Below are 22,986 nucleotides of genomic sequence, written 5' to 3' on the forward strand. Positions count from 1 at the left end.
GATGAGGCGGATACTGGTGGCGGTCGACAGCACCGACGTGGCGCGCGAGGCGGCGCGCATGGCGCTGGACCTCGGCGGACGCGTGAACGCCCGGGTGACGCTGGTGCACGTGCTGCCGCCCTCGATTGCCGAGGGAGAGACAGCGGACTTCGCCGCCTTCGAGCGCGCCTGCGAGGACTACGCGAGCGGGCTGCTGGCGGAGATGCGCCAACTCACCGGCCGCAGTGGGCCTCAGACCGAGGTGACGGTGCTCCACGGCGAGCCAGCGGAGGCCATCTCGAAGGCAGCCGAGGCGGAGGACGTGGACCTGGTCATCGTCGGCACGCGGGCGCGCGGGGCGCTGGCGCGCACGCTGATGGGAAGCGTGGCGGACACGCTGCTTCGGCAGTGCCCCAAACCCCTGATGGTGGTACCCGAGGCGCCCAAGTAGGAGAGCGAGACGCTCGAACCCGCGATACCGGGAGCCCCCAGATGAACGACCTCACCTCCAACGCTGTCCGGGAGAAGACCTCCCAGAGCGGACCTCCTCTTTCAGAGCCGCGCCCGGTCAACGTCGCCGGAGCGCCCTCCTTGGGGCTGAGCCAGGCGGAGGCCGCGCGGCGGCTGGCGGAGCACGGGCGGAACGAAATCCAGCGCGAGCAGACGCGCTCGCCGTGGGGCGTGCTGCTGGAGCAGTTCCGCTCGCCGATGATCGTCCTGCTGCTGGGAGCGTGCGGGGTGTCGGCGATGCTGGGGGAGCACGCGGACGCCATCGCCATCGGCGCCATCGTGGTGCTCAACGCCCTCATCGGCTTCGCGCAGGAGTTCAAAGCCGAGCGGGCCCTGCTCGCGCTGCGCTCGATGACGGCGCCGAGGGCGCGGGTGATGAGGGACGGCTACGCGGTGCAGCTCCCCGCGGCGGAGGTGGTGCCCGGGGACGTGCTGCTGCTGGAGGCCGGAGACGTGGTGGCCGCGGACGCGCGCCTGCTGGAGGCCCACGCGCTGGCCACCAATGAAGCAGCGCTGACGGGCGAGAGCGTGCCGGTGGACAAGGCGGCGGTGCCGGTGGCCGCGGATGCACCGCTGGCGCAGCGTACGGATTCGGTGTTCCTGGGCACGGCGGTGACACGCGGTACGGGGGTGGCCGAGGTGCGAGCCACCGGCATGCACACGGAGCTGGGGAAGATTGCTCACCTGCTGGCCTCGACGAGCGACACGGACACTCCGCTGGAGCAGCGACTGGAGCGAGTGACGCGGACGCTGCTGATGGCGTGCGCGGCCATCGTCGTCCTGGTGGCGGCGCTGGGCCTGTGGCGAGGACAAGGGTGGCTGGCGGTGCTGATGTCCTCCATCTCGCTGGCGGTGGCGGCAGTGCCCGAGGGACTTCCGGCGGTGGTGACCATTGCCCTGGCGCTGGGCGTGCAGCGCATGGCGGCGAGGCACGCGCTGGTGCGCCGGCTGCAGGCGGTGGAGACGCTGGGCTCGGCGACGGTGGTGTGCACGGACAAGACGGGCACGCTCACCACGGGCACCATGGAGGTGCGCGAGGTGTGGGGTGCGAATCCCCACGCCGTCCTCTTCGCCTCGGCGGCGTGCTGTGACGCCTCGCTGGGGCCAGACGGCAAGGAGGGCACGGGAGACCCGACGGAGCTGGCGCTGCTGCGTGCGGCGTTGGCCCGGGGCATCCACCGCGAGGAGATTGAGCGCGATCGTCCGAGGGTGGCGGTGCGGCCCTTCGACTCGGAGACGAAGCGCATGTCCGTGCTGCGTGCGGACGGGGCCCTCTACGTGAAGGGTGCGCTGGAGGTGCTGCTGCCGCGGTGCAACGCGGGCACGGAGGGTGCGCTCGAGGCGATGCGGACGCTGTCCGGCCGAGGCCTGCGGGTGCTGGCAGTCGCGCGTGGCTCGGGCCCCGAGGAGGAGGGGCTGGAGCTGCTCGGGCTGGTGGGCATGGCGGATCCACCGAGGCCAGAGGCGGTGACAGCCGTGGCGGCGGCGCGCGCTGCGGGAGTGCGCACGGTGATGATTACCGGCGACAGCCAGGAGACGGCACAGGCCATCGGGCGCGAGCTGGGCATCCTCCTGCCGGGGGAGGACGCCGCGGAGCGAATCCACGCGCGGGTGACGGCCGAGGACAAGCTGCGCATCGTCCGCCGCTGGAAGGAGCGGGGCGAGGTGGTGGCGATGACGGGGGACGGGGTGAACGACGCGCCGGCGCTGCGCGAGGCCCACATCGGCATCGCCATGGGGCGCACGGGCACGGAGGTGACGCGCGAGGCAGCGGACCTGGTGCTCACGGACGACAACTTCGCCACCATCGTCACGGCCATCCGCGAAGGCCGCGCCATCTACGAGAACATCCGCAAGACGCTGGTGTACCTGCTGGTGGGCAACGTAGGCGAGCTGATGTTGATGTTCGCCGCGTCGCTGGTGGGCCTACCGCTGCCGCTGCTGCCGCTGCAGCTCCTGTGGATCAACCTGGTGACGGACAGCCTGCCGGCGCTGGCACTGGTGATGGACCCGGCGCGAGCGGAGCTGCTGTCGCGTCCGCCTCGACGCCCGGACGAGCCGATGCTGGGCCGGTCGCAGTGGCACCACATCCTGCTGATGGGAGCGCTGGAAGTGGCGGTGGTGATGGGGGTCTTCGTGTGGACGGACCCGGTGGAGCACGTGGAGCGAGCGCGCGCGCTGGCCTTCTCCACGCTGGTGTTCGCGGAGCTGATGCGAGCGTTCGCCGCGCGCAGCGCCACGCGCATCTTCTGGGAGGTGGGGCCGCTCACCAACCGGCTGCTGCTGGGCGTCGTCCTCTTCTCGGCGGGGCTGCAACTGGCCATCTACGAACTGCCCGCCGCGCGCGCGCTGTTCGGCCTGGGGGAGCTGCACCTGTGGGAGCTGGGACTGGCGTTCGCGCTGGGCCTCATCCCCGCGACGGTGCTGGAGGTGTCGAAGCTGGTGCGCCGCTGGAAGCGTGGCTGACAAAGAAGGGCACCGGGCCGGACGAAAAACGGCAGTCCGGTGCCCTCACGCGGCGGTGACCCGCGGAACGCCTCGCGGTGCTCTCCTCTGAAAGGGTGTGCATGGCTGGGGAGCGAGCGGGCGAGCACGACCGTTGCACAAGGCCGCGCCCATGCCCCGCAAACCCAGACATCGCCTCCTCCCGTTGTCTCCCTTGATGCTCTCTGTCGCACTCGGCTGCTCTGGCCCCGCGCCAGAGCAGAACGCCACCGAGGCCTCCACCTCGGAGTCACAACCCCCCTCCACTTCTGAGCCGCCCCTCCCCTCCCCCGTGGAGCAGCCCAGCCCACCGCCAGGGCTTAAACCCTCGCTGGTGAAGGACATCCTGGTGGGCGAACCGCCACTCTCCGGGAACGGCAGCAACGCCTCGTTCATCTACGTGCCCTCCGCCGCCACGGATTCGGCGGCCTACTTCACCATCGAGGACGGGCTCACCGGCTCCGCGCTCTGGAAGACGGACGGAACCCCGGAGGGGACCCGGTTGGTCCGGCAGTTCGTCACCCACGTGGGGTACGGCTCCCTCCCGCAGTCACTCGCCGCGGTGGGCGACACCGTCTACCTCACCGTCGCTGACGAGAACCTTGGTACTCGCATCATCAAGAGCGACGGCACGCCTGAGGGGACCGTCAACATCCAGCAGCCCTCGGCAGGCCCTGTCATCGGTCCCATCGGCCCCAGCGAGCTCATCGCCTGCAATGACCGGGTGTTCTTCCGCACCGACGATGGCCTCTGGACGCTCGACGGCACTCCCGAGCGTCCCGTCCGCCTCGCACCGGTGCACATTCTCCTCGAAGACGATCTGCGCAAGAACAGCCGCATCGTCTGCGCGGAGGGAACGTTGTTCTTCGTGGACGCCCTTTTCGATGAAGATGGGGCGCTCTGGAAAACGGACGGAACTCCCGAGGGGACGGTGCGGCTCGCCTCGCTCGGCTATGTCTCCTCGGCGGCACAATACCCCGTGCTCTTCGCCGCCGGCTCACGGGTGTTCATCAACCCTGGCAACTGGGAGAGCAGCTTGTGGACGAGCGATGGCACCCCCGAGGGGACCGTCCAACTCCCGGGCATCGACCCGTACGAGCCGCTCTCGGTGCACACGACCGTCGGAGGAAACCTCTTCTTCTCCGTCCGGAACTCCTCCAGTTGGAGCTGGGCTCTGTGGAAGAGCGACGGCACCCGGACCCAGAAGGTCGTAGACCTCCCCGACGCCCTGCAATACCCGGTGCCCACGGGCCTGTCCGTGGGGAACACCCTGCTCTTCTCGGCGTACAACGGCCACCTCACGCGGAGCGATGGCACACCCGAGGGCACATTCCTCCTCCAGGAGAACCTCTCCCTGGACGAGCTTCCCGAGCGGAGCACGGCGGCCTCCCCTCCAGATGGCCGGCTGCTCTTCTCTGCGGGAACGCAACTCTGGGTCACCGATGGGAGCGTGGCGGGGACCACGCCCTTCCTGACTTCTCAAGGCCAGCCCCTGTACGGCCCCTCGAGCCTCATGCGCATGGGGAACCGTGTGGTGTTCTGGGCTCACGGAGACCTCCACGGGATGGAGCCCTGGGTGACGGACGGGACACCTGAAGGCACCCGCCTGCTGCATGACACCTACCGCTTCGACGACTCCGATCCCCAGCTCCTCACGGATGTGGACGGCACGCTCTTCTTCTCCGCCTGGAACACCGAGCACGGATTCGGGCTGTGGAAGAGCGATGGCACCACCGAGGGCACCACCCTCGTCAAGGAACTCGGCATGATGCGCTGGCAGCGCATCCCCGCGCTGACCACCGTGGACGGCACGCTGTTTTTCTTCCGCGAGAGCAACTCCTCACTGTGGAAGAGCGATGGTACCGAGGCTGGAACGAGCAGCCTCCGCGGCTTTCGCTCCATCGATAAGAAGTGGCTGACCCCGGTGGGCTCGACCATCTTCTTCTCCGCCTCCGCAGACACCACCGTGGGCACCGAGCTGTGGAAGACCGATGGCACCGTCGAGGGCACTGTCCTCGTCAAGGACATCCGTCCGGGCAGCGGCGGCTCCGACATCGCGAAGCCGACGCGCGTCGGGAACACCCTCTTCTTCACCGCGAACGATGGCGTCCACGGCGACGAGCTATGGAAGAGCGATGGCACCGCCGAGGGCACCGTCCTCGTCAAGGACCTCGTCCCTGGCTCCCGCGGCGCCATCAACTCCTTTGAATACCAGGAGCGATTCGCGCTGGGGACGACCCTGCTCTTCACCGCCAACGACAACATCCACGGTGCGGAGCTGTGGAGGACCGATGGCACCGCCGAGGGCACCGTCCTCGTCAAGGACATCTACCCGGGCCCGCTCTCCTCCAAGCTCCACGACCTGGTGGAGCTGGGGGGAACAATCTTCTTCACCGCCGATGACAGCATCCACGGCCGTGAGCTGTGGAAGACCGACGGCACCTCCGAGGGCACCGTGCGCGTCACGGACATCGCCCCGGGCGCGGACTCCGCCTTCATCGCCCCCTCCTGGAGCTCGGACCGGCCCTCGCGCCTGTACGCCCTGGGCGGCACCCTCTTCTTCGCGGCGGATGACGGCGTCCATGGGTACGAGCCGTGGAAGAGCGATGGCACGGCCGCGGGGACCGTCCTACTGCGCGACGTGCTGCCCGGCCCCGAGAACAGCGGTGCGCACCTGGCGCCCTTCGTGTCCGTTGGCAATCAGGGCACCATTGCCTTCTCCGCCTCGGACGGCGTGAGCGGCCTGGAGCTGTGGACCACGGACGGCACCACCGCGGGCACCCGCCGTTTCGCCGACGTAGCCCCCGGGCCGCTCAGCGCCTCTCCGTTGGAGCTCACCGTCTCCGGCTCGCGGCTCTTCTTCGTCGCTGATGACGGCGAGCACGGCCGGGAGCTCTGGTCCGTGAAGCAGGCCGCCTTCCACCACCAGCCGTAGCTAGTGAACGCTGTCGGCCGGGCCCGGGACGCTCTCCCCGGGTCTGGCCTCCGGAGGGTGGGCCGCGGCGTGGGACTGGGGCAACCGCACGCGGAAGGTGGAGCCCATGCCGGGACGGCTGTCCACCTCGATGCGGCCGCCATGCGCCTCCACGATGCGCCGCGCCACTGACAGGCCGAGCCCAATACCCGGAGCAGTCTCGCGCGCCCTCCCCATGCGCTTGAAGGGCGCGAAGAGGTTGCGCATCTCCTCGGCCGAAATGCCGATGCCCCGATCCACCACGGACAGCAGCGCCTCCTCCCCCACGCGCTCGACCCGCACCTCCACCACGCTGCCCCCTGGCGAGTACTTCAACGCGTTGCTCACCAGGTTATGCAGCACCTGCTCGATGCGCGTGGCGTCGCAGCTCAACATGACGGGCTCTTCGGGAAGCAGGAGCCGCAGGTCATGGGAGGAGCCCCCGGATTGGTACAGCTCCACCACCTCGGTGGCCAGCTCGCGGGCGTCGCGCTCCTCCAGGCTCAACTCGAAGCGACCGGCCTCGATGCGGGTGGCGTCGAGCAGGTCCCCCACCATCCGGTCCAACCGCGCCACCTGACGACGCACGAGCCCCATCGTCTTGCGCAGGCGCTCCTCGGGCACGGGACGGCCGGAGGTGACGAGCGCAGCGGACATCTTCAACGCGGAGAGGGGGTTGCGCAGATCATGCGCCACGCCCGCGAGGAAGGTGAGCTGCTGCTCCTGCTGGCGTGACAGGGAGTTGGCCATCTCATTGAAGGTGTGTGCCATCTCGCGCAGCTCGGTGGGGCCCTCCTCGGGGGCGCGGGTGCGCTTGCGGCCGGAGCCGAAGCGGCGCATGGCCTGGCTGATGTCGAGCAAGGGGCGGAAGACGAAGCGGCGAATCCACAGCAACAGCCCCGCCCCACCGAGCACCAGAAACGCAGCCACGCCGATGCCAATGATGTTGGCGATGCCATCCCACCGATCGGCCTGAGCCCGGGCGACGCGAGCCTCCTGCACGTTGAACTCGACGAGCCGGTCCAGGGCAGAGAGCGCCGCTTCCATGCGGGGGCCCATCACCCGGGACACCTCCTCGGCGGGCTGGTTCTGCAGCCCTTCACGCGCGAGGAAGAAGGCGGAGATGGAGCGCTCAACTTCGTCGATCATCGCCAACTCCTGCTCCATCCGAGCGTTGCTCCGGGCCTCGGAGAGATGGAGCTGGACGGCGGCTTGCGTGCTGGCGAGTGAGTGGCCGTTGGTCGCGGGTAGCTGAGGGGAGGTGGAAACAGGCAGCCGTGCAAGGGAGAGCAGGTCCACCTGGAGCGCTTCGGCGAGACGGACGCCCTCCACCGCCTCGCCCATGCTCTCGGTGGTGCGGTGAAGGTAGGTCGTCAGGGTGACGAGCGAGGCAGCGGCCGCCAGGGCGAGCACCCCCAGCAGGGTCACGGCCATGGTGATGACACCCTTGAGGCTCATGGCACCTCCGGGCGCGGTCCTCCCGCGCCGTATCTTCTCAGAGACAGAAGATGTGTCCGGAAGGTGTCGGCCCTCGACGCTTGGTAGGAGGGAGGCCATGAGAACAGGTGCCCCCCAACCAGGAAGGGGAGCACCAGGATGCGGCCCCACTCCTGCGTAGCGCAGGCCTACGGCTGGCTGGCGGTGACGGGCGTGATGCGCGCGTCGGCCGCCTTGGCCGTGTCGGCGGCGGAGTAGCCCGGGCCTGAGGCGGGGAACTTCGCGGCGAGGTAGTCCGCGAAGGCCTTCTGCTCGCGGCCCTCGGCCGAGAAGCCCTGGCCGCTGGTCGTGGCCAGCGAGACGCGGTTGAAGAGCCCGCCGTTCTCCTGCTCAAACCGGCGGAACGGGTAGCCGTCACCGCCACCGGCCAGGAAGCCGAGCGTCACCAGGCGGAAGGTGCGCGTCTCGTCGCCCACGAGGACGCCGTTGTCCACCAGGGTGTCCACCACGTCACCCGCCTCGTTCACGAGGACGGCCTTGAGGATGCGCTGTCCGGGGGTGGTGACAGTGCCGCTGCCGTCGAGCACCTGCGCCTGCTTGCTGGCGTCATACTCGAAGCGGATGCCGCTCACCTGGGGGAACTGGCCCGGAGTTGCGCCAGGGGCCACGGCCGCCACACCGTGCTCGAGCACCTCCTCGAGCTGCTTCGCGGTGACGGTCACCAGCGCCAGGTCGTTGTTGAAGCGCAGGCTGTTCTCGATGTCGAGCTGGCTGATGTCGCCCTCGTGCTTGTTGGCGGCGGGGTTGGCGGCGGGTGGGCCGTAGGTGGGGTCGGAGCCAGTGCCCACCGCGCCGATGGAGTCGCGGATGCCGCCGCCGTTCTTCAGGGAGATGACGGTGGAGGGATCCGACTTCTGGGCGTACCAGAGGTTCGCATCGGAGGTGATGTTGCCGAGGTTGGTCTCCTCGGTGCGCACGGAGGTGCGCAGGCCATTGAGGTACACCTGCGTCTTGCCAAAAATGGTGCCGTCCTTGGTGAGCACCACGCCCTTCACGCCGTCGGCGATGGCCTTGACCTCGGGGTCCACCTGGGAGGCGGCCGCGAGGCGAGCGACCCCCGCCGCGTCCGTGGCGTAGGCGCCATTCTGCAAGGAGTTGTGAAGCGCCGGGAGGAGCACGCCCGCCTCGTCGAAGTGAGCGATGAAGCGCCCCACGTAGTGCCAGTTGGAGGACACGTTCAGCACGGCGATGGGCTGGTCGGACTTCGACTTCTTCCACTGCGGGTACTCCACAGTGGCGGTGTCGCCGGAGTAGAGCGCGTCATCCGCATCGGCCCAGACGGCGTGGTTGCCACCCGCGATGATGATGTCCACACCATCGAGGCGCTTGGGCAGCTCGTCCACCTCGACGAAGTACTGCTGCATGTGCGCCATGAGGATGATCTTGTCCACGCCGGTATTGCGCAGCGCATCGACCTGGGCCTGGATGATGGAGGCCAGCCCGTCATAGTCGACGGGATCCGCGGGCGAAGTAATGACGGTGCCCGGCGAGGAGATGCGCGGCAGCTGCGGGGTGGTAGCGCCCACGATGCCGACCTTCTGGCCGTCCAGGGTGTAGATGATGCTGGGGGTGATCTTGTTGTGCAGGCTCGTGCCGGGGTTGTTGGCATCGAGCTCGGTGCCGGCGGGCACGACCTGCCCCTTGAGGTCGCTGTTGGCGCTGAAGTCGAGGTTGGACGTGAGATAGGGGAACTTCGCGCCGGACCAGTCACCATCACTGGCGATGATGTTGCGAATCTCCCGCGTGCCGTTGTCGAACTCATGGTTGCCGAACGAGGCGGCGTGGAAGCCCATCTCGTTGAACATGGCCATGTCGGCGCGGCCGGAGCTCTCCTTGCCCACGCCGGGAACGGTCTTCATGGCGGGGTCTCCCCCGGCGTTGAAGAAGACACCGGGGAGCCAGAGATCACCGCTGGCGAGCTTGAGGGTGCGGCGAGGGAACTGTGCCTCGAGGACGCGCAGCACGGCGGAGAAACGCGGAGCATCCTCGGTGGCGGGGAGACCGGACTCCATGTCCGAGGCGTGGAGGACCTGGAAGGAGAAGGCGGCCCGCGGAGGCACGGAAAGAGGAGGCGGCGATTCCACCTCGGTGTTGCCACAGCCCGAGGTGAAGGCCAGCGCCAGGAGAGCGCTGGCCAGGAAGACAGGTTGTTTCTTCGGATGAAGCATGGATGCGTTCCGTCGGTTGAGACGGCCCTTCGGCCGTGGAAGGAGCCGGAGGGTAGCGAAAAAATCCACGCCAGGAGAAATGACGAATCAGGCTCCGAAACCACCGAGGGCGGTACGGCTGAAGCTGGCGGCGCCTTGGCTGACGCGGACGGCGGACTGGCTGAAGACCTGGAAGGCCTTGCGGATGTCCTGGGCGCTCTGACCGGGGGTGAGGATCCACTTGTCCTCGATGCCCATCTCGCGGAAGACCTTGCGGAAGTCGGTGGTGCCGTCGTCGATGCCCATGGCTGCGACGATGTGATTCTCAGCGCGGCGAAGGTCGTTCACGAGCGCGGCGACATCGCGAGGGCGGGAGCTCTGCGAGTGGCAATCAGCGCCATCGGTGATGAGGAGGGTCACAGTGCGAGCAGAGACGCCGTTGCGAGTGAACTCCTGGGCCTTGGCGAGCACGGTGCCGAGCAAGACAACGGCCTGGTCATAAAGGGGCGTGCCCTTATCGGGGTCATAGTTCTTGGAGTGCATGCGGACGACGTCCTCGAGGGGCCGGAAGGGATTGAGGACGAAGCCATTGAGGTAGCGGGTGTGGAAGAGGATGCCGTCCTTCTGTTGGGAGGAGAGGAGAGCATCGAGGACGAGGTTGTGACCGTCGCAGACAGTCCGAGCATGACCCGAGTGCTGGATGGAGCCGGAGTCATCAGGCATGACGGTGACGAGGACGACCTCGGAGGCCTGGACGTCATCAACGCTGATGCCGAGTCCCGCTTGGATTTGAGCGCCGAGGTCAACGACGGTGAGGGCCTGGAGGGCGGCGGGGCTGAGAACGCCCTCGGAGTGAGCGGCCTGGAAGAGCTGCGAGACATTGGAACTAGAGCTGTTGCCATTGCTGGAAGAGGAGCTCATCTGAACCTCCGTGAACCCCTCCCTCTCCCTCCGGGAGAGGGTCGGGGTGAGGGTACGTGGAACCGTGCGAGGAAAACCGTGCGAACCGACTAAGCGATGCGGAGATCCGGCCACGAAGCGAGCGGATCCGTGGACTTCACCAGGTGCATCCCAGCATCGGCGAAGCGCTTGAGAGCGGCCTCGGTCTGAGGAGTGAAGTCCGCGGCGAAGCCGCCCTTGCCATCGGGAACAGTGACCGAGGACATGCAATCGGTGAGCAGATACACCTTGCGAGCAAGCGCGGCATCCTGAGCCAGAATCTCCCCGAGCAGGTCATCAATGGAGCTCTTCACGCAGTGGCTGGCGGCCTGGCCGGCGATGACGACGGCATCGGCGGTGAGGAGCGTCTTGATGAACTGGGTATTGCGCTGAGCGAGCGGCTGCCCGTCGTGGCGAGTGAGGACCTCGGGGCGAAGCACCGAGTAGTTCTCCGTCAGAGGATTACCGCCCTTGACCTCGGCCCAGGACTGGGCGCCGCGGGCGAACGAGTGGAACAGCCGAGCCTCCTGCACAACACCGGCGATGGCATGCCCATCACCGCCGAGGAGGCAGTGAGGAGGCCAGAGGTAGAGGGTGTACTTCCCGGCGCGCTCGAGTTCCTCGCAGTAGTACTTCACCTGCTTGAGGAGCCAGGGGTAGTTGCCGCCGCAGAGCCACTTCGCCATGGCGGGATTGGGGCGGACGAGGCCGCGTTCAATCTGCTCGCGAGTGACCTCACGGTAGGCGGTGAGGGGCTGGTCGTTCTGGTCGACCCAGAAGGACGGGAAGAAGATCTGGTAGGCGAAGTGGGTATCGAGCGTGGTGGTGACGTTCGTCAGGGCACCGAGGTTCTTGTAGATGAACTCGGCGATGCGGCGGCTGTCATCGATGGCGCCGCGGCCGGAGCGTCCGCCGACGTAGAGGGAGCCCTCGGGGAAGCAGAAGTCCTTCTGGACGTCGATGAGGAGCAGGTGGAGGTTGAAGGAATCAGTGGCAGCGGCGGAGAGGCCGTGGGCGCCGCGCCAGGTGTGAGCCTCGGCCTGGAGCGCCAGGGCATTGGGCCCGTAGGCGTACGCGCTGGCATTGGCGGGCTTGTAGAACGACGGAAGCGGCAGCTCCTTGAGCTTCGACTGCGTCTTCATGTGCATCCCCCTTCGTGTATCGACAACACCAACATAGTGTCCAAACAACACCATGTCAAGGCGAGGTGGCCCGATTCGGGGCCGCCCCGGGTACGGCGGAGTGTCAGCTCATGCGCAGGGCGGTGACGTCCTGCCGGCGGACGACAGTGAGCCCGTGCTTCGAGAGGAAGAGGCGGCTGTCCGCGTCGACGAAGGGCTCGGTGTCAGGGAACTCGCGAACCACCTCAAGCCGGCCCTGACGTAGCTCCACGCGGACGAGCCCCGCATCGGTAGGGGCGAACAGGGCCTCTCCCGCGGCGCACCTGCCCCGCAGCGAGCCGAGCCACGAGCCATCCCCCGCCTCCCCGCGCGCACTCGCCTTCACCGCACCATCCGCGCCCACCACCACGCAGTGGTGCACCGTGCGACCGCCCGTCTCCTCAGCGAGAAACAGCCAGCAGAGCGAGCCATCGAAGACGGCCTCCGCGTCCACCAGCCTGCCCGAGGGCCACGGCAGAACAAGGCCATCCTTGAGACCGGGGCGCTCGGCGTCGAAGACGAAAGCGCCACGCAGCGAGCCCGCGCGGTGGAAGCCGAGCCCGAAGCGCGGCCCCACGAAGAGGCGCGTCTGCCCGGCGAGCACCTCGCCCATGCGCTCGGGGCCAAACGTCCCATCCCGCCACAAGGCACCGGCATGCGCCCAGTAGCGATGGCGCGCATTCGCCGCGAAGGCCGGACGCTGGTCGGGCGCATCCACGCCAAGCCGCTCGGGGCGCTGGCCCGCAGCGAGCACCGCGAACTCCCCGCCCTTCCCCACCAGCGTGACGGCTCCCTGGAGCGCCCAGTGCAGCGAGGGGTCCATCCCGCCCTGGAGCACGGACGAGCCATCCTCACGCCGGTATGCCCCATCCGCGTGGAAGAGCCAGCGCAAGGTGCCGTCCTCGACACAGGCGTGGAGGATGACCCCTTCCGTCGTGAAGAGGCGAGTGGCCACCACCTGGCCGCGCACAGTGGTGACGGGCGTGGTGGCTGCCGTCGCGCTCGGGCGGCACGTGGGGCACGAGGCCCGCGCGTGCTCCACGCCACACGAGGCACAGACGGTGAAGCGCAGCGAGTCCAGCAGCGGCAGGGGAAAGGGCCCGCGTGCGTCCTCGACGAACACCCGGTGCAGGCAGTGCAGCAAGTCATCCGGGAGGACGCCGAAGGGCGTCGCCGGCTTGGGGTACTGCACGTCCGGGTGGAAGACGGTGATGCGCTGGAGGACACGCGCGGTGGGCGTGGCCTTGGGGGTGGGAGGCTTGGGCCGGTGGATGCCCCCATGAGGCCCCACGCACAGAAGGCTCTGCATCAGCGCGACGGCAAAGGCATACCAATCACTGTCCGTGGACGCCGGGCGAGAGGGCATCAGCCCCTGAGTCGAGCCCCCCAGGCGCAACGGGTCGAGGAACTTCTCGGTGAAGACGGTGGCGAGGTAGGGGCCGAACTGGAAGCTGTCCGCGTCAATGAGCCACGCGTCGTTACCGGTGACGAGGATGTTGAGGTCGTTGAAGTCGCCCACCACCACACCGCAGCCGTGGAGCGCGGAGAGCGAGCGGTGCAGGCCCCGGAAGAGCTCCGCGACGCGTGAAGACGGCACGCCAGCGCGGCGGAAGGACGGGTCACCGAAGCGGCGCAGGGGCTCGACGCCCTCGAGCTTGCGCATGGCGTAGCCAAGCACCGTCCGCCCCTTCTTGTCGGTGGCGAGCGTCTGCGGAGAGATGACGCGCGGGGGCAGTGGCTTGGGGAAAGCGGGGAGCTTGTGCTGGTGCTCGGCGATGCGGGCGCGGGCAGCGGCCTGCTCGTCGGGGAGGTTGCCGTAGTCGGGGTGCTCGGGGGGCTTGAAGAGCTTGAGGACGCGCCCGTCGCCCAGGTCGAACACGTCGGCCTCGCCGCCCTTGCCGAGCGCCTTCGTGGGGTCCAACCGGAGCTTCTTGCCTTCGAGATAGACATCCATGGTGTCAGGCCCTCCCCTGCCGGCGGCGCAGGACGACGAGGGTGGTGTCATCGGAGAGCAACCCGGGAACGCGCACGAGGCGCTGAGCCGAGAAGTCGGCGCGGACGGCCTCGCGGTTGAGGAGCGCGAGGCGACGGCGCAGCGCGTCCGGGTTGGAGAAGAACCGGTCGTCGCTCCAGAACTGCGAGAGCGGACCCACGGGCTCATCGCGCTCGGGCACCCGCGCAGCAGCAAGCCCCTCCAGGTCACAGACGCCATCCGTGCCAAGCAGCAGGGAGTCCACCTCCTCGGTGCGCCGAAGCGCTTGGGCCTGCAAGGAGACGGCGCCCGGCTTCAGCAGCCCATAGGCGAGGTAGGGCGGCGCATTACCGGGAAAGGGCCCGAGCCGATGAACCGAACCATTGAGGGCCCAGAGTCCGTCACCCGCGGAGAAGACGAGTGTGTGCTCCGGGGTGACAACAGCACCCACGAGGGTGAAGAGCAGGGCCTCGCCGATGGCTCTCTGTCCGAGCTCCCCGGAGAGGGCCTGAAGGAAGCACAGGACATCCGCGCCCAGGCGCTGGAGGAACCCGGGCGAGTCGACGGGCACCTGCTGGCCTAGCAGCGAGAGTGCGCCCTCCACCACCCTGCGGGCGCCAAGCTGCGCCCCCAGCTCGCTCTGGGCGCCACTGCCGCACCCATCCGCGACGACGGCGGCGAGCCCGTGCTCGCTCGCCCGAGCCCAGAGGGCGTCCTGGTTGTTGCGTCCGGCTCGGGCGTGCTCCCGGCCCATGACGGTGGCAGCGGCGAGCTCGAAGGGCAGCGAGGACATGGCACTCCTCTCCTAGGGACCTGACAGACTTCGTGTCTTACGGACACATAGTTAGTGTCATTAAAACACCAAGTCAAGCCAGGTATGGGCTCCTTCCGTGAGTTGGGGGCAGGGGCACGAGCAATCTGTGCTTGAATGCACACCGACATGCAGAGCTCCTATGACCGCGCCTCGATCCTGATGGACAAGGGGCTCTACGCCCATGCGCTCCCCCTGCTGCAGAAGGCCATCGCGGAAGAGCCCGAGCACGCCCACGCGCACGCCATGCTCGGGCAGTGCCTCCAGGGGCTCAATCGAATGCCGGAGGCCTTGAAGGCGGCCCGCGAGGCACTCGCGCTCGACCCCGCGGACGCCTGGGTCCGGCTCTGTCTGGCGCAAACGCTGGCGATGACGGAGCAACGGCTCGAGGCCACCGAGCATGCCAAGGAGGCACACCGGCTGTCCCCGGAAGACCCCGACCCTCTTCGCGTGCTCGCCCACCTGGCCCTGCGGGGCGGACAACACGAGCAGGCGTTGGAGCTCCTGGACCAGGCGCTCGCGCTCGAACCGGAGGACCCGGAGCTCCACGCCATGCGCGCCATGTCGCTCCGTGCGTTGGGCCGGCATGACTCCGCGGACGAGGCGAGCCGGACGGCCATGGCCCAGGATCCCCAGGAAACCACAGCACTCCTGTCCCGGGGCATGATCTGCCTGGACCGGGGCGACGTCCGCGAGGCCGAGGCACTCTTCCGGGCTGCCCTGGCGCAGTACCCGAACGAGCCGGCCTACCGTCATTCCCTGCTCGTCGCGCGCCTCGCTGGACGCCCCGTGCTCGGTCCGGTGTTCCGCCTCCTGCTGCGCGTGCGCAACGCCCTGGGCACCCGGCTCATGCTCGGACTGTTCATCCTGTTCGGCATGTGCGGCTTCATGCACGTCATGGAGCCAGGCCAGGAGCAGCTCTCGCGCTTCGCCGCGGGCCTCCTGGGCCTCTACGCGACACTGTTCATCCTTCCTGAGGTGTTGATGGCCTCCGCCTCCTGGCTCTTCCGGGAGCAGCACCTGGAGGGAGTGGAGTCAGCGTCGCTCGCCGTCTCGGCGGGAAACCACGCCCTCGTGGTGCTCGTGGGCGCCCTGTTCTGGGTCCTGGGTCCGCGCGTCCTGTGGGCCCTCCCCATCTGCCTGGCGGCGTTCGTGGTGCTCGTGGGGCCCCGCCGGTCCGAGCGTTCGCTCCGGGTGACTCCACGCCAGCGGGTGACGCATCGAGCGCTCTCCCTGGCCGCCTCGCTGGTGTTCACCGTCCACCTCGCCCTGGGCCTACCCCACGTCTGGCTGAGCCTCCTGCCAGCGCTCTACTTCATCTTCACCAGGCGCTGAGCACACCAGACGGGTGGGCATGTCCTCGAGGGCGAAAACCCGGGCGAGTGCACTGTCCACTTCTGAACGCGTACAATTCGACGTATCGGCGCGACGACGTCATGGGGACCGGTTCTCGCCAACAGGTGAGCTCATCCATGTTGGATATTCCGGGATACCGGGTCCTCGGTACCATCCGAGCCACAGGCTCGAACGCTTTGTTTCAGGCGGTGCGCGAGGCAGATGGCCTGCCCGTCATCATCAAGACCCCCATGGCAGCCTCGCCTGGTCGCCCAGAGAGTGAGCGCTACCGGCGCGAGTTCTCCATCCTGGAACGGCTGCGGAACGTGCGAGGCGTCGTCAGGCCCTATGCCTATGAACGAATCGGCGAGCGGCCCCTGCTGCTGCTGGAGCGAGTGCAGGGCCCGTCCCTCTCTGAATCCACGGGCCAGCCCCTGGAGCTCTCCCGGTTCTTGCAGCTGGCCCTCTCCCTGACGTCCACCCTGGGGGAGGTCCACGGCCGCAACGTCATCCACAAGGACATCAAGCCCTCCAACATCATCCTGGAGCCCTCGGGCGACGCACGGCTCATCGACTTCGGCGTGGCCACCCTGCAGAAGGTGGAGCACCTGGACGCGGCGCCGACGCACTTGATTGAAGGCACTCTGGCCTACATGTCGCCGGAGCAGACGGGGCGGATGAACCGGGCGGTGGACTACCGCACGGACTTCTACTCACTGGGCGTCACCTTCTACGAGCTGCTCACGGGTCGTCGTCCCTTCCAGGGAAAAGACGCGCTCGAGTGGTTCCACGCCCACATGGCGCAGAAGCCCAGGCCCCCGCACGAGCTGAACCCGCAGGTGCCCCTGGCCTTGTCCGCGCTCGTCCTCAAGCTCCTGGCGAAGGTGGCCGAGGAGCGCTACCAGAGCGCCGAGGGGCTCCTGGCGGACCTGGAGCGCTGCCGCCAGGCGCTGAGCCAGGGAGTCCGGGAGGAGTTCACGCTGGGCACGCAGGACACGCCCAACCGCTTCCAACTGCCGCAACGGCTCTATGGACGAGAGACGCAGGTATCCTCCCTGCTCGAGGGCTTCGAGCGGGTGGCCCGCACGGGCAGGCCAGAGCTGTTCCTCGTCAGCGGGTACTCGGGCATTGGCAAGTCCTCCGTGGTGAACGAGCTGCACAAGCCCGTGGTCCAGCGCCGCGGCTTCTTCCTGAGCGGCAAGTTCGACCAGTTCCAGCGAGACATTCCCTACGTCACCCTGGCCCAGACACTCCGGGGTCTGGTGCAGCAGTTGCTCGCGGGAAGCGAAGAGGAGATTGCCCGGTGGCGCCAGCGGGTGAACCAGGCCTGGGAGGGCCAGGGTCAGCTGCTCGTGGATTTGGTGCCCCAGTTGGAAGTCCTGGTGGGCCCCCAGCCCGCGCTCCAGGAGGTGCCCCCTGGCGAGGCGCAGCAGCGCTTCTATCGGGTGGTCCGCCAATTCATCTCGGTGTTCGCCACCCTGGAGCACCCCCTGGTGGTGTTCCTGGATGACCTGCAGTGGGCGGACCTCGCCAGTCTGCAACTGCTCGCACATTTGCTGTCGCAGCCGGAGACCCTCCCGGTGCTGTGGATTGGCGCCTACCGAGACAACGAGGTGGGCCCCACCCACTCGCTCCTCTCCGTGTTGGACGAGGTGCGCAAGGCAGGGGCACACATGACAGACATCCGCCTGGAGCCGCTGAGCCTGGCACAGGTGGAGCACCTGGTGGCCGACACGCTGCCGGGAGCGGAAAGGGAGGTGGTCGTCCCCCTCTCGGCGCTGGTGCACGAGAAGACGGGCGGCAACCCCTTCTTCCTCCTGCAACTGCTGGTGACGCTCCACCAGGACGGTCTGCTGGTGCGTGTGCCCGGAGGAGGCTGGCGGTGGGACGCCGAAGGGGTGCGGGCCCGCGGCTATTCGGAAAACATCGTCGACTTCCTGGTGGGCAAGCTGCGTCAGCTCCCCGTGGGCACGCAGCATCTGCTGCAACTGGCGGCGTGTGTGGGCAATGTCTTCTCCCTCCAGATGGTGGGCACCCTCGCCGGGCTGTCCGCGGAAGGAGAGGTGGAGCAAGGTATCGAGCCCGCGCTCCAGGAAGGCCTGTTGGTGCGCACCAGCCCGGTGCAGTACCGCTTCCTCCATGACCGCATCCAGCAGGCGGCCCACTCCCTCCTCTCCGAGTCGCAGCGCAAGGCCGCCCACCTGCGCATCGGCCGGCTGATGCTCGACGGCCTCTCCCAGGAACAGCTGCGCGAGTCGCTCTTCGACGTGGTGAGCCAGCTCAACGCCGGGGTGGAGCTGATGGAGGACCCCGCGGAGCGCAGCCACCTCCTGCAGCTAAACGTCGAGGCGGGTGACAAAGCCAAGGCCGCGATGGCGCTCCGCCCCGCCATCACCTACTTCTCGACGGCCTTCTCACTCCTTCCGGGAGACCCCTGGGAGACGAACCCCGAGCTCGCCTTCAAGCTGCGATTCACCCAGGCGCGCTGTGAATTCTCGTACGGCAACATCACCGAGGCGCGCCGGCAAGTCGATGAGCTCATCCCCCGGGCTCGCACCCGTGCGGACTCCGTGGCCGTCCACATCCTGAGGATGGACGTCCACTTCGCCATGAGCGAGAGCCAGCAGGGCCTCACCTGCATGCAGAAGTGCCTGGCCGTGCTGGGCATGCCGCTCTCGCCGACCCCCACCTGGGAGGAGGCGGTGGCCGCCCATGAGGAGGTGTGGACGTTGTTGGGGGAGCGTCCCATCGAGAGCCTCATCGACCTGCCACTCACGACCGACCCGGACGTGAAGCTGGCCATCAGCACCCTCCTGGAGTTCTACCCAACCGCCTACGCCACCAACCACCACCTGTTCATCATCATCGTGAGCAGGATTGTCTCCCTCACCATCCGCCACGGATTCGTGGATGCCGCCACGCCCGGATTCGGCTGGTTTGGCTTCATCTCCAGCTCGTACTTCAAGCGGTACCGTGAAGGCCTTGCCTTCTCCAAGCTCGCCCTCGAGTTCGTCGATCGGCACAACCTGTCCGCCCACCGCGGGAGGGTTCTCTACTGCATGCAGTTCTGCAGCTATTGGACCCAGCCCCTGCCCCAAGCGCAGGAGCTCGTCATCAAGTCACTCCACCACGCGCTTCAGGTGGGAGACATCCTGGGCGCCGCCTACAGCAACTGGTACATCGTCTACAACCGGCTCTGCATGGGGCATCACCTGGAGGAGGTCTACCGGGAGTCGCTCGTGCGCAGCGAGTTCTTGCGCAAGACGGGAGTCATGGAGCCCCTGGACTATGTCCTGCTGGATCAGCGCTACGTGCAGAACATGCGCGGGAACACCCGCTCGTTCGGCTCGCTGAACGGGGAGGGCTTCGATGAGCAAGCCTTCGAGGCGCAGCTCCCCAAACGCCAGGCGACCCTGAAGAGCAACTATTGGCTCGCCAAGCTCCAGTCACGCTTCATGTGCGGAGCCTACGCGGAGGCCCGGGAGGCAGCGGACAAGGCGGCCGAGTTCCTGTGGGTCATCCAGGGCACCCTCCCCCAGTGCGTCTTGCACTTCTACCGCGCCCTCGCCCTGGCGGCGTGCTTCGAGGAGGCCACGCCCGAGGAGCAGCGGCAGTTCCTCGAGGGCATCCAGTCGCACCAGCAGCAGCTCGCGGAATGGGCAGACACTTGTCCCGAGAACTTCCATGCGCTCGAGCGGCTCGTCTCCGCGGAGCTGGCCCGCCTCGTGGGACGGTCCGAGGAGGCCACGCGCGCTTATGAGGAAGCCATCCGCTCGGCGAGAGAGAATGGTGCCACCCAGTACGTGGCACTGGCCAGCGAGCTCGCCGCGAACTTCTGGCGCACCCGGCAGGCGCCCATCGTCGCTCATGCCTTCGCACGGGAAGCTCGGGCGGCGTACCGGCAGTGGGGTGCTCAGGGCAAGGTTCAGCACCTGGAGTCCCAGTGGCCCCACCTCTCTTCCGCCACGGACACCCAGGCCCAGGACGAGCTGACCACCAGCAGTACGGACTCGACCCGTATCGACGCGCTCACGGTGGTCAAGGCCCAGCAGGCGGTCTCCAGTGAAATCGTCCTGGAGCATCTGGTCACCACGCTGCTGCACGCAGCCATCGAGAACGCGGGGGCCCAGAGAGGCGCCCTGCTGTTGCCCGACGGCGACACCCTGTCAGTGGCCGCCATCACCGGCACTTCATCAGAGGGAGCGGCTCCGGAGCTTCCGTGGACGCTCCTCTCCTATGTCCGGCGAACGCGCGAGCACGTGCTCATCGGCGATGCCTCCAAGCCCCACTCCTTCTCCTCCGATGCGTACCTGGCACACAGTGGAGCGCGCTCGGTGTTGTGCCTGCCGCTGGTGAGGAAGGATCGATTCTCCGGGGCGCTCTACCTGGAGAACAACCTGGCCACCAATGCCTTCAGCCCCGCGCGCCTGGCGCTCCTGGGTCACATTGCTTCCCAGGCCGCCATCTCCATCGAGAACGCTCGGCTTTATGAGGACGTCCAGCGCGCCAGGGAGGAGCTGCACCGAGCCAATGAAGAGCTGGAGCAGCGGGTGGAGGAGCGCACGCACGAGCTCAAGCAGGCCCAGGCCCGCCTGGTGGATACCGCTCGCGAGGTGGGCATGGCCGAGGTGGCCACCAACGTGCTGCACAACGTGGGCAATGTGCTCACCAGCGCCGTCGTCAACCTCGAGGTGATGCGCAAAGCCGTGGGCTCGTCTCGCGTGAGCCGCCTGAAGCAGGCCGCTGCCCTGATTCTGGAGAACCAGGCCGGTCTGGCCGACTTCCTCGCCGAGGGCTCTCGCGGCAGCCACCTGCCGGGCTACCTCTCCGCGCTCGCTGACGAGTTGGTGAACGAGCAGACCCGCCTCATGGAAGACATGGATGCCATGGGCCGTCACATCGAGCACATCCGCACCATCGTCCAGGTCCAGCAGACGTACGCCAGGACCACGCTCATGACCGAGGAATGCGACCTGGCCCACCTCATCGACGATGCCCTGCGCATCCAGATGCCCGCCCTGCAGCGCCATGGTGTGTCCGTCCGCCTCGAACGCGCTCCCGTCCCCAAGGTGAAGGTGGACAAGCACAAGGTGCTGCAGATCCTCATCAACCTGCTCAGCAATGCCAAACACGCGCTGGACTCAAAGCCCGAGGGGCAGCGCAACCTGTGGATAAAGCTGAGAGCGGAAGGGTCGGTGGCACGCATCCAGGTGGTGGATGATGGAATGGGAATCGCCCCAGAGGTGAAGGGGAAGCTGTTCGCCCATGGCTTCACCACCCGCAAGGACGGCCACGGCTTCGGCCTGCACTCCAGCGCCCTGGCGGCACAGCTCCTCAGTGGCCGCCTGACCATCGAGAGCGAGGGGCCGGGGAAGGGCGCCGTGACCACGCTGGAGCTCCCGCTCTCCGTGTCTGAGAAAACGTAGAGACGAAGTGCCGGGTGACACTTCCCGCTGCCCCCGGTGTCCCATTGCATACGAAAGCCGCAAGGGACCCGCCTGGGAGTGATTCATCCATGTCTCGATATCCTGTACGTCACCTCTTCCTCGCCCTGGCGCTCGCCGCCAGTGGCCTCGGTTGCGAAGACAACCCGACTGTTGTCGACGCGGACTACGCCTTGACTCATGTCACGGTCATCGACGCCGCCGGAACCCCTCCACAGTCCGACATGACGGTGCTCATCAAGGGTGAGCAAATCGTGGCGCTGCGGAAATCCGACGACCTCGAGCTCCCCGACGGTCTGAAGACCGTGGATCTCCAGGGCAAGTATCTGCTGCCGGGGCTGGCCGACATGCACGTCCACACCCAGAACATGGAGCAGGTCTTCCCCCTGCTCCACGTGGTGAACGGCGTCACCACCCTCCGGCACATGGACGGCGAGCCCTTCATGCTGGAGTGGCGACGCAGAATCGAGGAGGGCCGCATGCTCGGGCCCCGGATGATCCTCGGCAGCACCATCATCGACGGCACTCCGTCGCTCTGGCAGAACTCGCCAGTCGCCCATATCTCGGTCCGCAACGAGGCCGAGGCCCGGGAGGAGGTTCGCCGGGCCAAGGCCCAGGGCTATGACTTCATCAAGGTCTACTCCCGGTTGTCGCGCGAGGCCTACTTCGGCATCGCCGACGAAGCTCGGCTGCAACAGATGCCCTTCGCCGGACACAGCCCGGACCTGGTCACCGTCGCTGAGGCCAGCGCGGCGGGCCAGGCGAGCTTGGAGCACCTCTACGGGGTGATGTACGCGACATCCTCCGAGGAGGAGGCGCTTCGCGAGCGGGTCGGGCAGATCTCGCTCAGGCCCGAGACCATCACCGGCTACAACACCTGGTTCCAGCAGACCCACGCCGTGGAGTGGGATGCGGCTCGCACCTACTCCCCTGCCAAGGGCATGCAGCTCTTCAATCAGTTCGTGAAGGACGAGACCGCCCAGGTTCCGACGCTGACCCAGCACAACGTCCTCGACCGGTCGATGGACCTCGACATGAACGATGAACGGCTGAAGTACCTGCCAGCTTCGATGGTGGCTGGCTGGAAGTGGCAGTTGGCGGAAATCTACCTGCAGGGCCGCAGTGAGGAAGAGAGTGCGCAGCGCCGCGACCTGTTCAACCGCAGGCTTGCCCTGGTGGGTGAGATGCACCGCGCCGGTGTGCGGGTGATGGCGGGAACCGACAGCACCACGCCCTGGGTGTTTCCGGGCTTCAGCCTTCATGACGAGCTGGCGCTCCTGGTCCAGGCCGGGCTCACGCCGCTGCAGGCGATTCAGGCCGCCACCCTCGAGCCCGCGCGGTACCTCGGTATGCAGGGCTCACTGGGGACGGTGGAGCAGGGCAAGGTCGCCGATCTGCTGGTGCTCGATGCCAACCCGCTGGAGGACATCCGCAACACCACGCGCATTCACTCCGTGGTGGTCCGGGGCCGGTTCATCTCCGCCGAGGAGCGGCAGGCGCTCCTGAGCGACCTGGAGACGCTTGCCGGGAGCATGTAACGCGGCCAGTCTCAGGGAGGTGCTCGCGGTGACGAAGTACGGCAACATGGGCACGTCCGTGCCGGGCAGGAGCCTCGAGCTCGGGTTGTGCCCGGTATGAAAGCGAGCATGAAGATTTCGTGGCTGAGACGTGGGGCACCCTCACCTGTTGGTGCCTGGAGACTGCTGCCTCTGGTGTGCGTGTGGCTGAGCTGCGGCGGGTCCGGAGGAAAGCAAG

General features: G+C 67.6%; 12 protein-coding genes. 6 read left to right on the plus strand and 6 right to left on the minus strand.

From position 1 onward, the window contains the following. Window position 1 precedes the first annotated feature (1 nt). The 3 genes from F0U60_RS50590 (at window position 2) to F0U60_RS50600 (ending at window position 5,908) form a co-directional block, all read left to right on the plus strand. Window positions 2-430 (plus strand): universal stress protein, encoded by a 429-nt coding sequence (locus F0U60_RS50590; protein ID WP_395811719.1) that lies wholly within the window; start codon window positions 2-4, stop codon window positions 428-430. A 41-nt stretch (window positions 431-471) separates the two neighbouring features. Continuing rightward, the gene (locus F0U60_RS50595) at window positions 472-2,955 is read left to right on the plus strand and encodes a cation-translocating P-type ATPase (protein ID WP_395811720.1); all 2,484 of its coding nucleotides are present in this window, start codon (window positions 472-474) and stop codon (window positions 2,953-2,955) included. A gap of 151 nt (window positions 2,956-3,106) precedes the next feature. Then, complete coding sequence (locus F0U60_RS50600) at window positions 3,107-5,908, plus strand: ELWxxDGT repeat protein (RefSeq protein WP_395811721.1); 2,802 nt, start codon at window positions 3,107-3,109, stop codon at window positions 5,906-5,908. Here the strand turns inward: F0U60_RS50600 and F0U60_RS50605 are convergent, their stop codons facing one another. From F0U60_RS50605 to F0U60_RS50630, 6 genes are all read right to left on the minus strand, one after another. After that, window positions 5,909-7,384 (minus strand): ATP-binding protein, encoded by a 1,476-nt coding sequence (locus F0U60_RS50605; RefSeq protein WP_395811722.1) that lies wholly within the window; start codon window positions 7,382-7,384, stop codon window positions 5,909-5,911. A 167-nt stretch (window positions 7,385-7,551) separates the two neighbouring features. Beyond that, window positions 7,552-9,591: a bifunctional metallophosphatase/5'-nucleotidase gene (locus tag F0U60_RS50610; RefSeq protein ID WP_395811723.1), complete on the minus strand. Its 2,040-nt coding sequence runs from the start codon at window positions 9,589-9,591 to the stop codon at window positions 7,552-7,554. A gap of 87 nt (window positions 9,592-9,678) precedes the next feature. Beyond that, window positions 9,679-10,491 carry a hypothetical protein gene (locus F0U60_RS50615; RefSeq protein WP_395811724.1) on the minus strand — a complete coding sequence of 271 codons (813 nt, stop codon included), beginning with the start codon at window positions 10,489-10,491 and terminating at the stop codon, window positions 9,679-9,681. 89 nt (window positions 10,492-10,580) lie between these two features. Beyond that, complete coding sequence (locus F0U60_RS50620) at window positions 10,581-11,651, minus strand: nicotinamidase (RefSeq protein WP_395811725.1); 1,071 nt, start codon at window positions 11,649-11,651, stop codon at window positions 10,581-10,583. Between the two features lie 103 nt (window positions 11,652-11,754). Next, window positions 11,755-13,623 (minus strand): hypothetical protein, encoded by a 1,869-nt coding sequence (locus F0U60_RS50625; protein ID WP_395811726.1) that lies wholly within the window; start codon window positions 13,621-13,623, stop codon window positions 11,755-11,757. A 4-nt stretch (window positions 13,624-13,627) separates the two neighbouring features. Further along, a complete protein-coding gene (locus F0U60_RS50630; protein ID WP_395811727.1) occupies window positions 13,628-14,434 on the minus strand; it encodes a protein phosphatase 2C domain-containing protein in 807 nt (268 codons plus the stop codon). Window positions 14,435-14,569: 135 nt separating this feature from the next. Here F0U60_RS50630 and F0U60_RS50635 point away from each other — a divergent pair, with 135 nt between their 5' ends. From F0U60_RS50635 to F0U60_RS50645, 3 genes are all read left to right on the plus strand, one after another. Further along, a complete protein-coding gene (locus F0U60_RS50635) occupies window positions 14,570-15,787 on the plus strand; it encodes a tetratricopeptide repeat protein (protein WP_395811728.1) in 1,218 nt (405 codons plus the stop codon). A 137-nt stretch (window positions 15,788-15,924) separates the two neighbouring features. Then, complete coding sequence (locus F0U60_RS50640) at window positions 15,925-21,213, plus strand: AAA family ATPase (RefSeq protein WP_395811729.1); 5,289 nt, start codon at window positions 15,925-15,927, stop codon at window positions 21,211-21,213. Window positions 21,214-21,302: 89 nt separating this feature from the next. Further along, window positions 21,303-22,769: an amidohydrolase family protein gene (locus F0U60_RS50645; RefSeq protein ID WP_395811730.1), complete on the plus strand. Its 1,467-nt coding sequence runs from the start codon at window positions 21,303-21,305 to the stop codon at window positions 22,767-22,769. Window positions 22,770-22,986 lie beyond the last annotated feature (217 nt).

The sequence above is a fragment of the Archangium minus genome, assembly GCF_044360475.1.
GTDB lineage: Bacteria > Myxococcota > Myxococcia > Myxococcales > Myxococcaceae > Archangium > Archangium minus.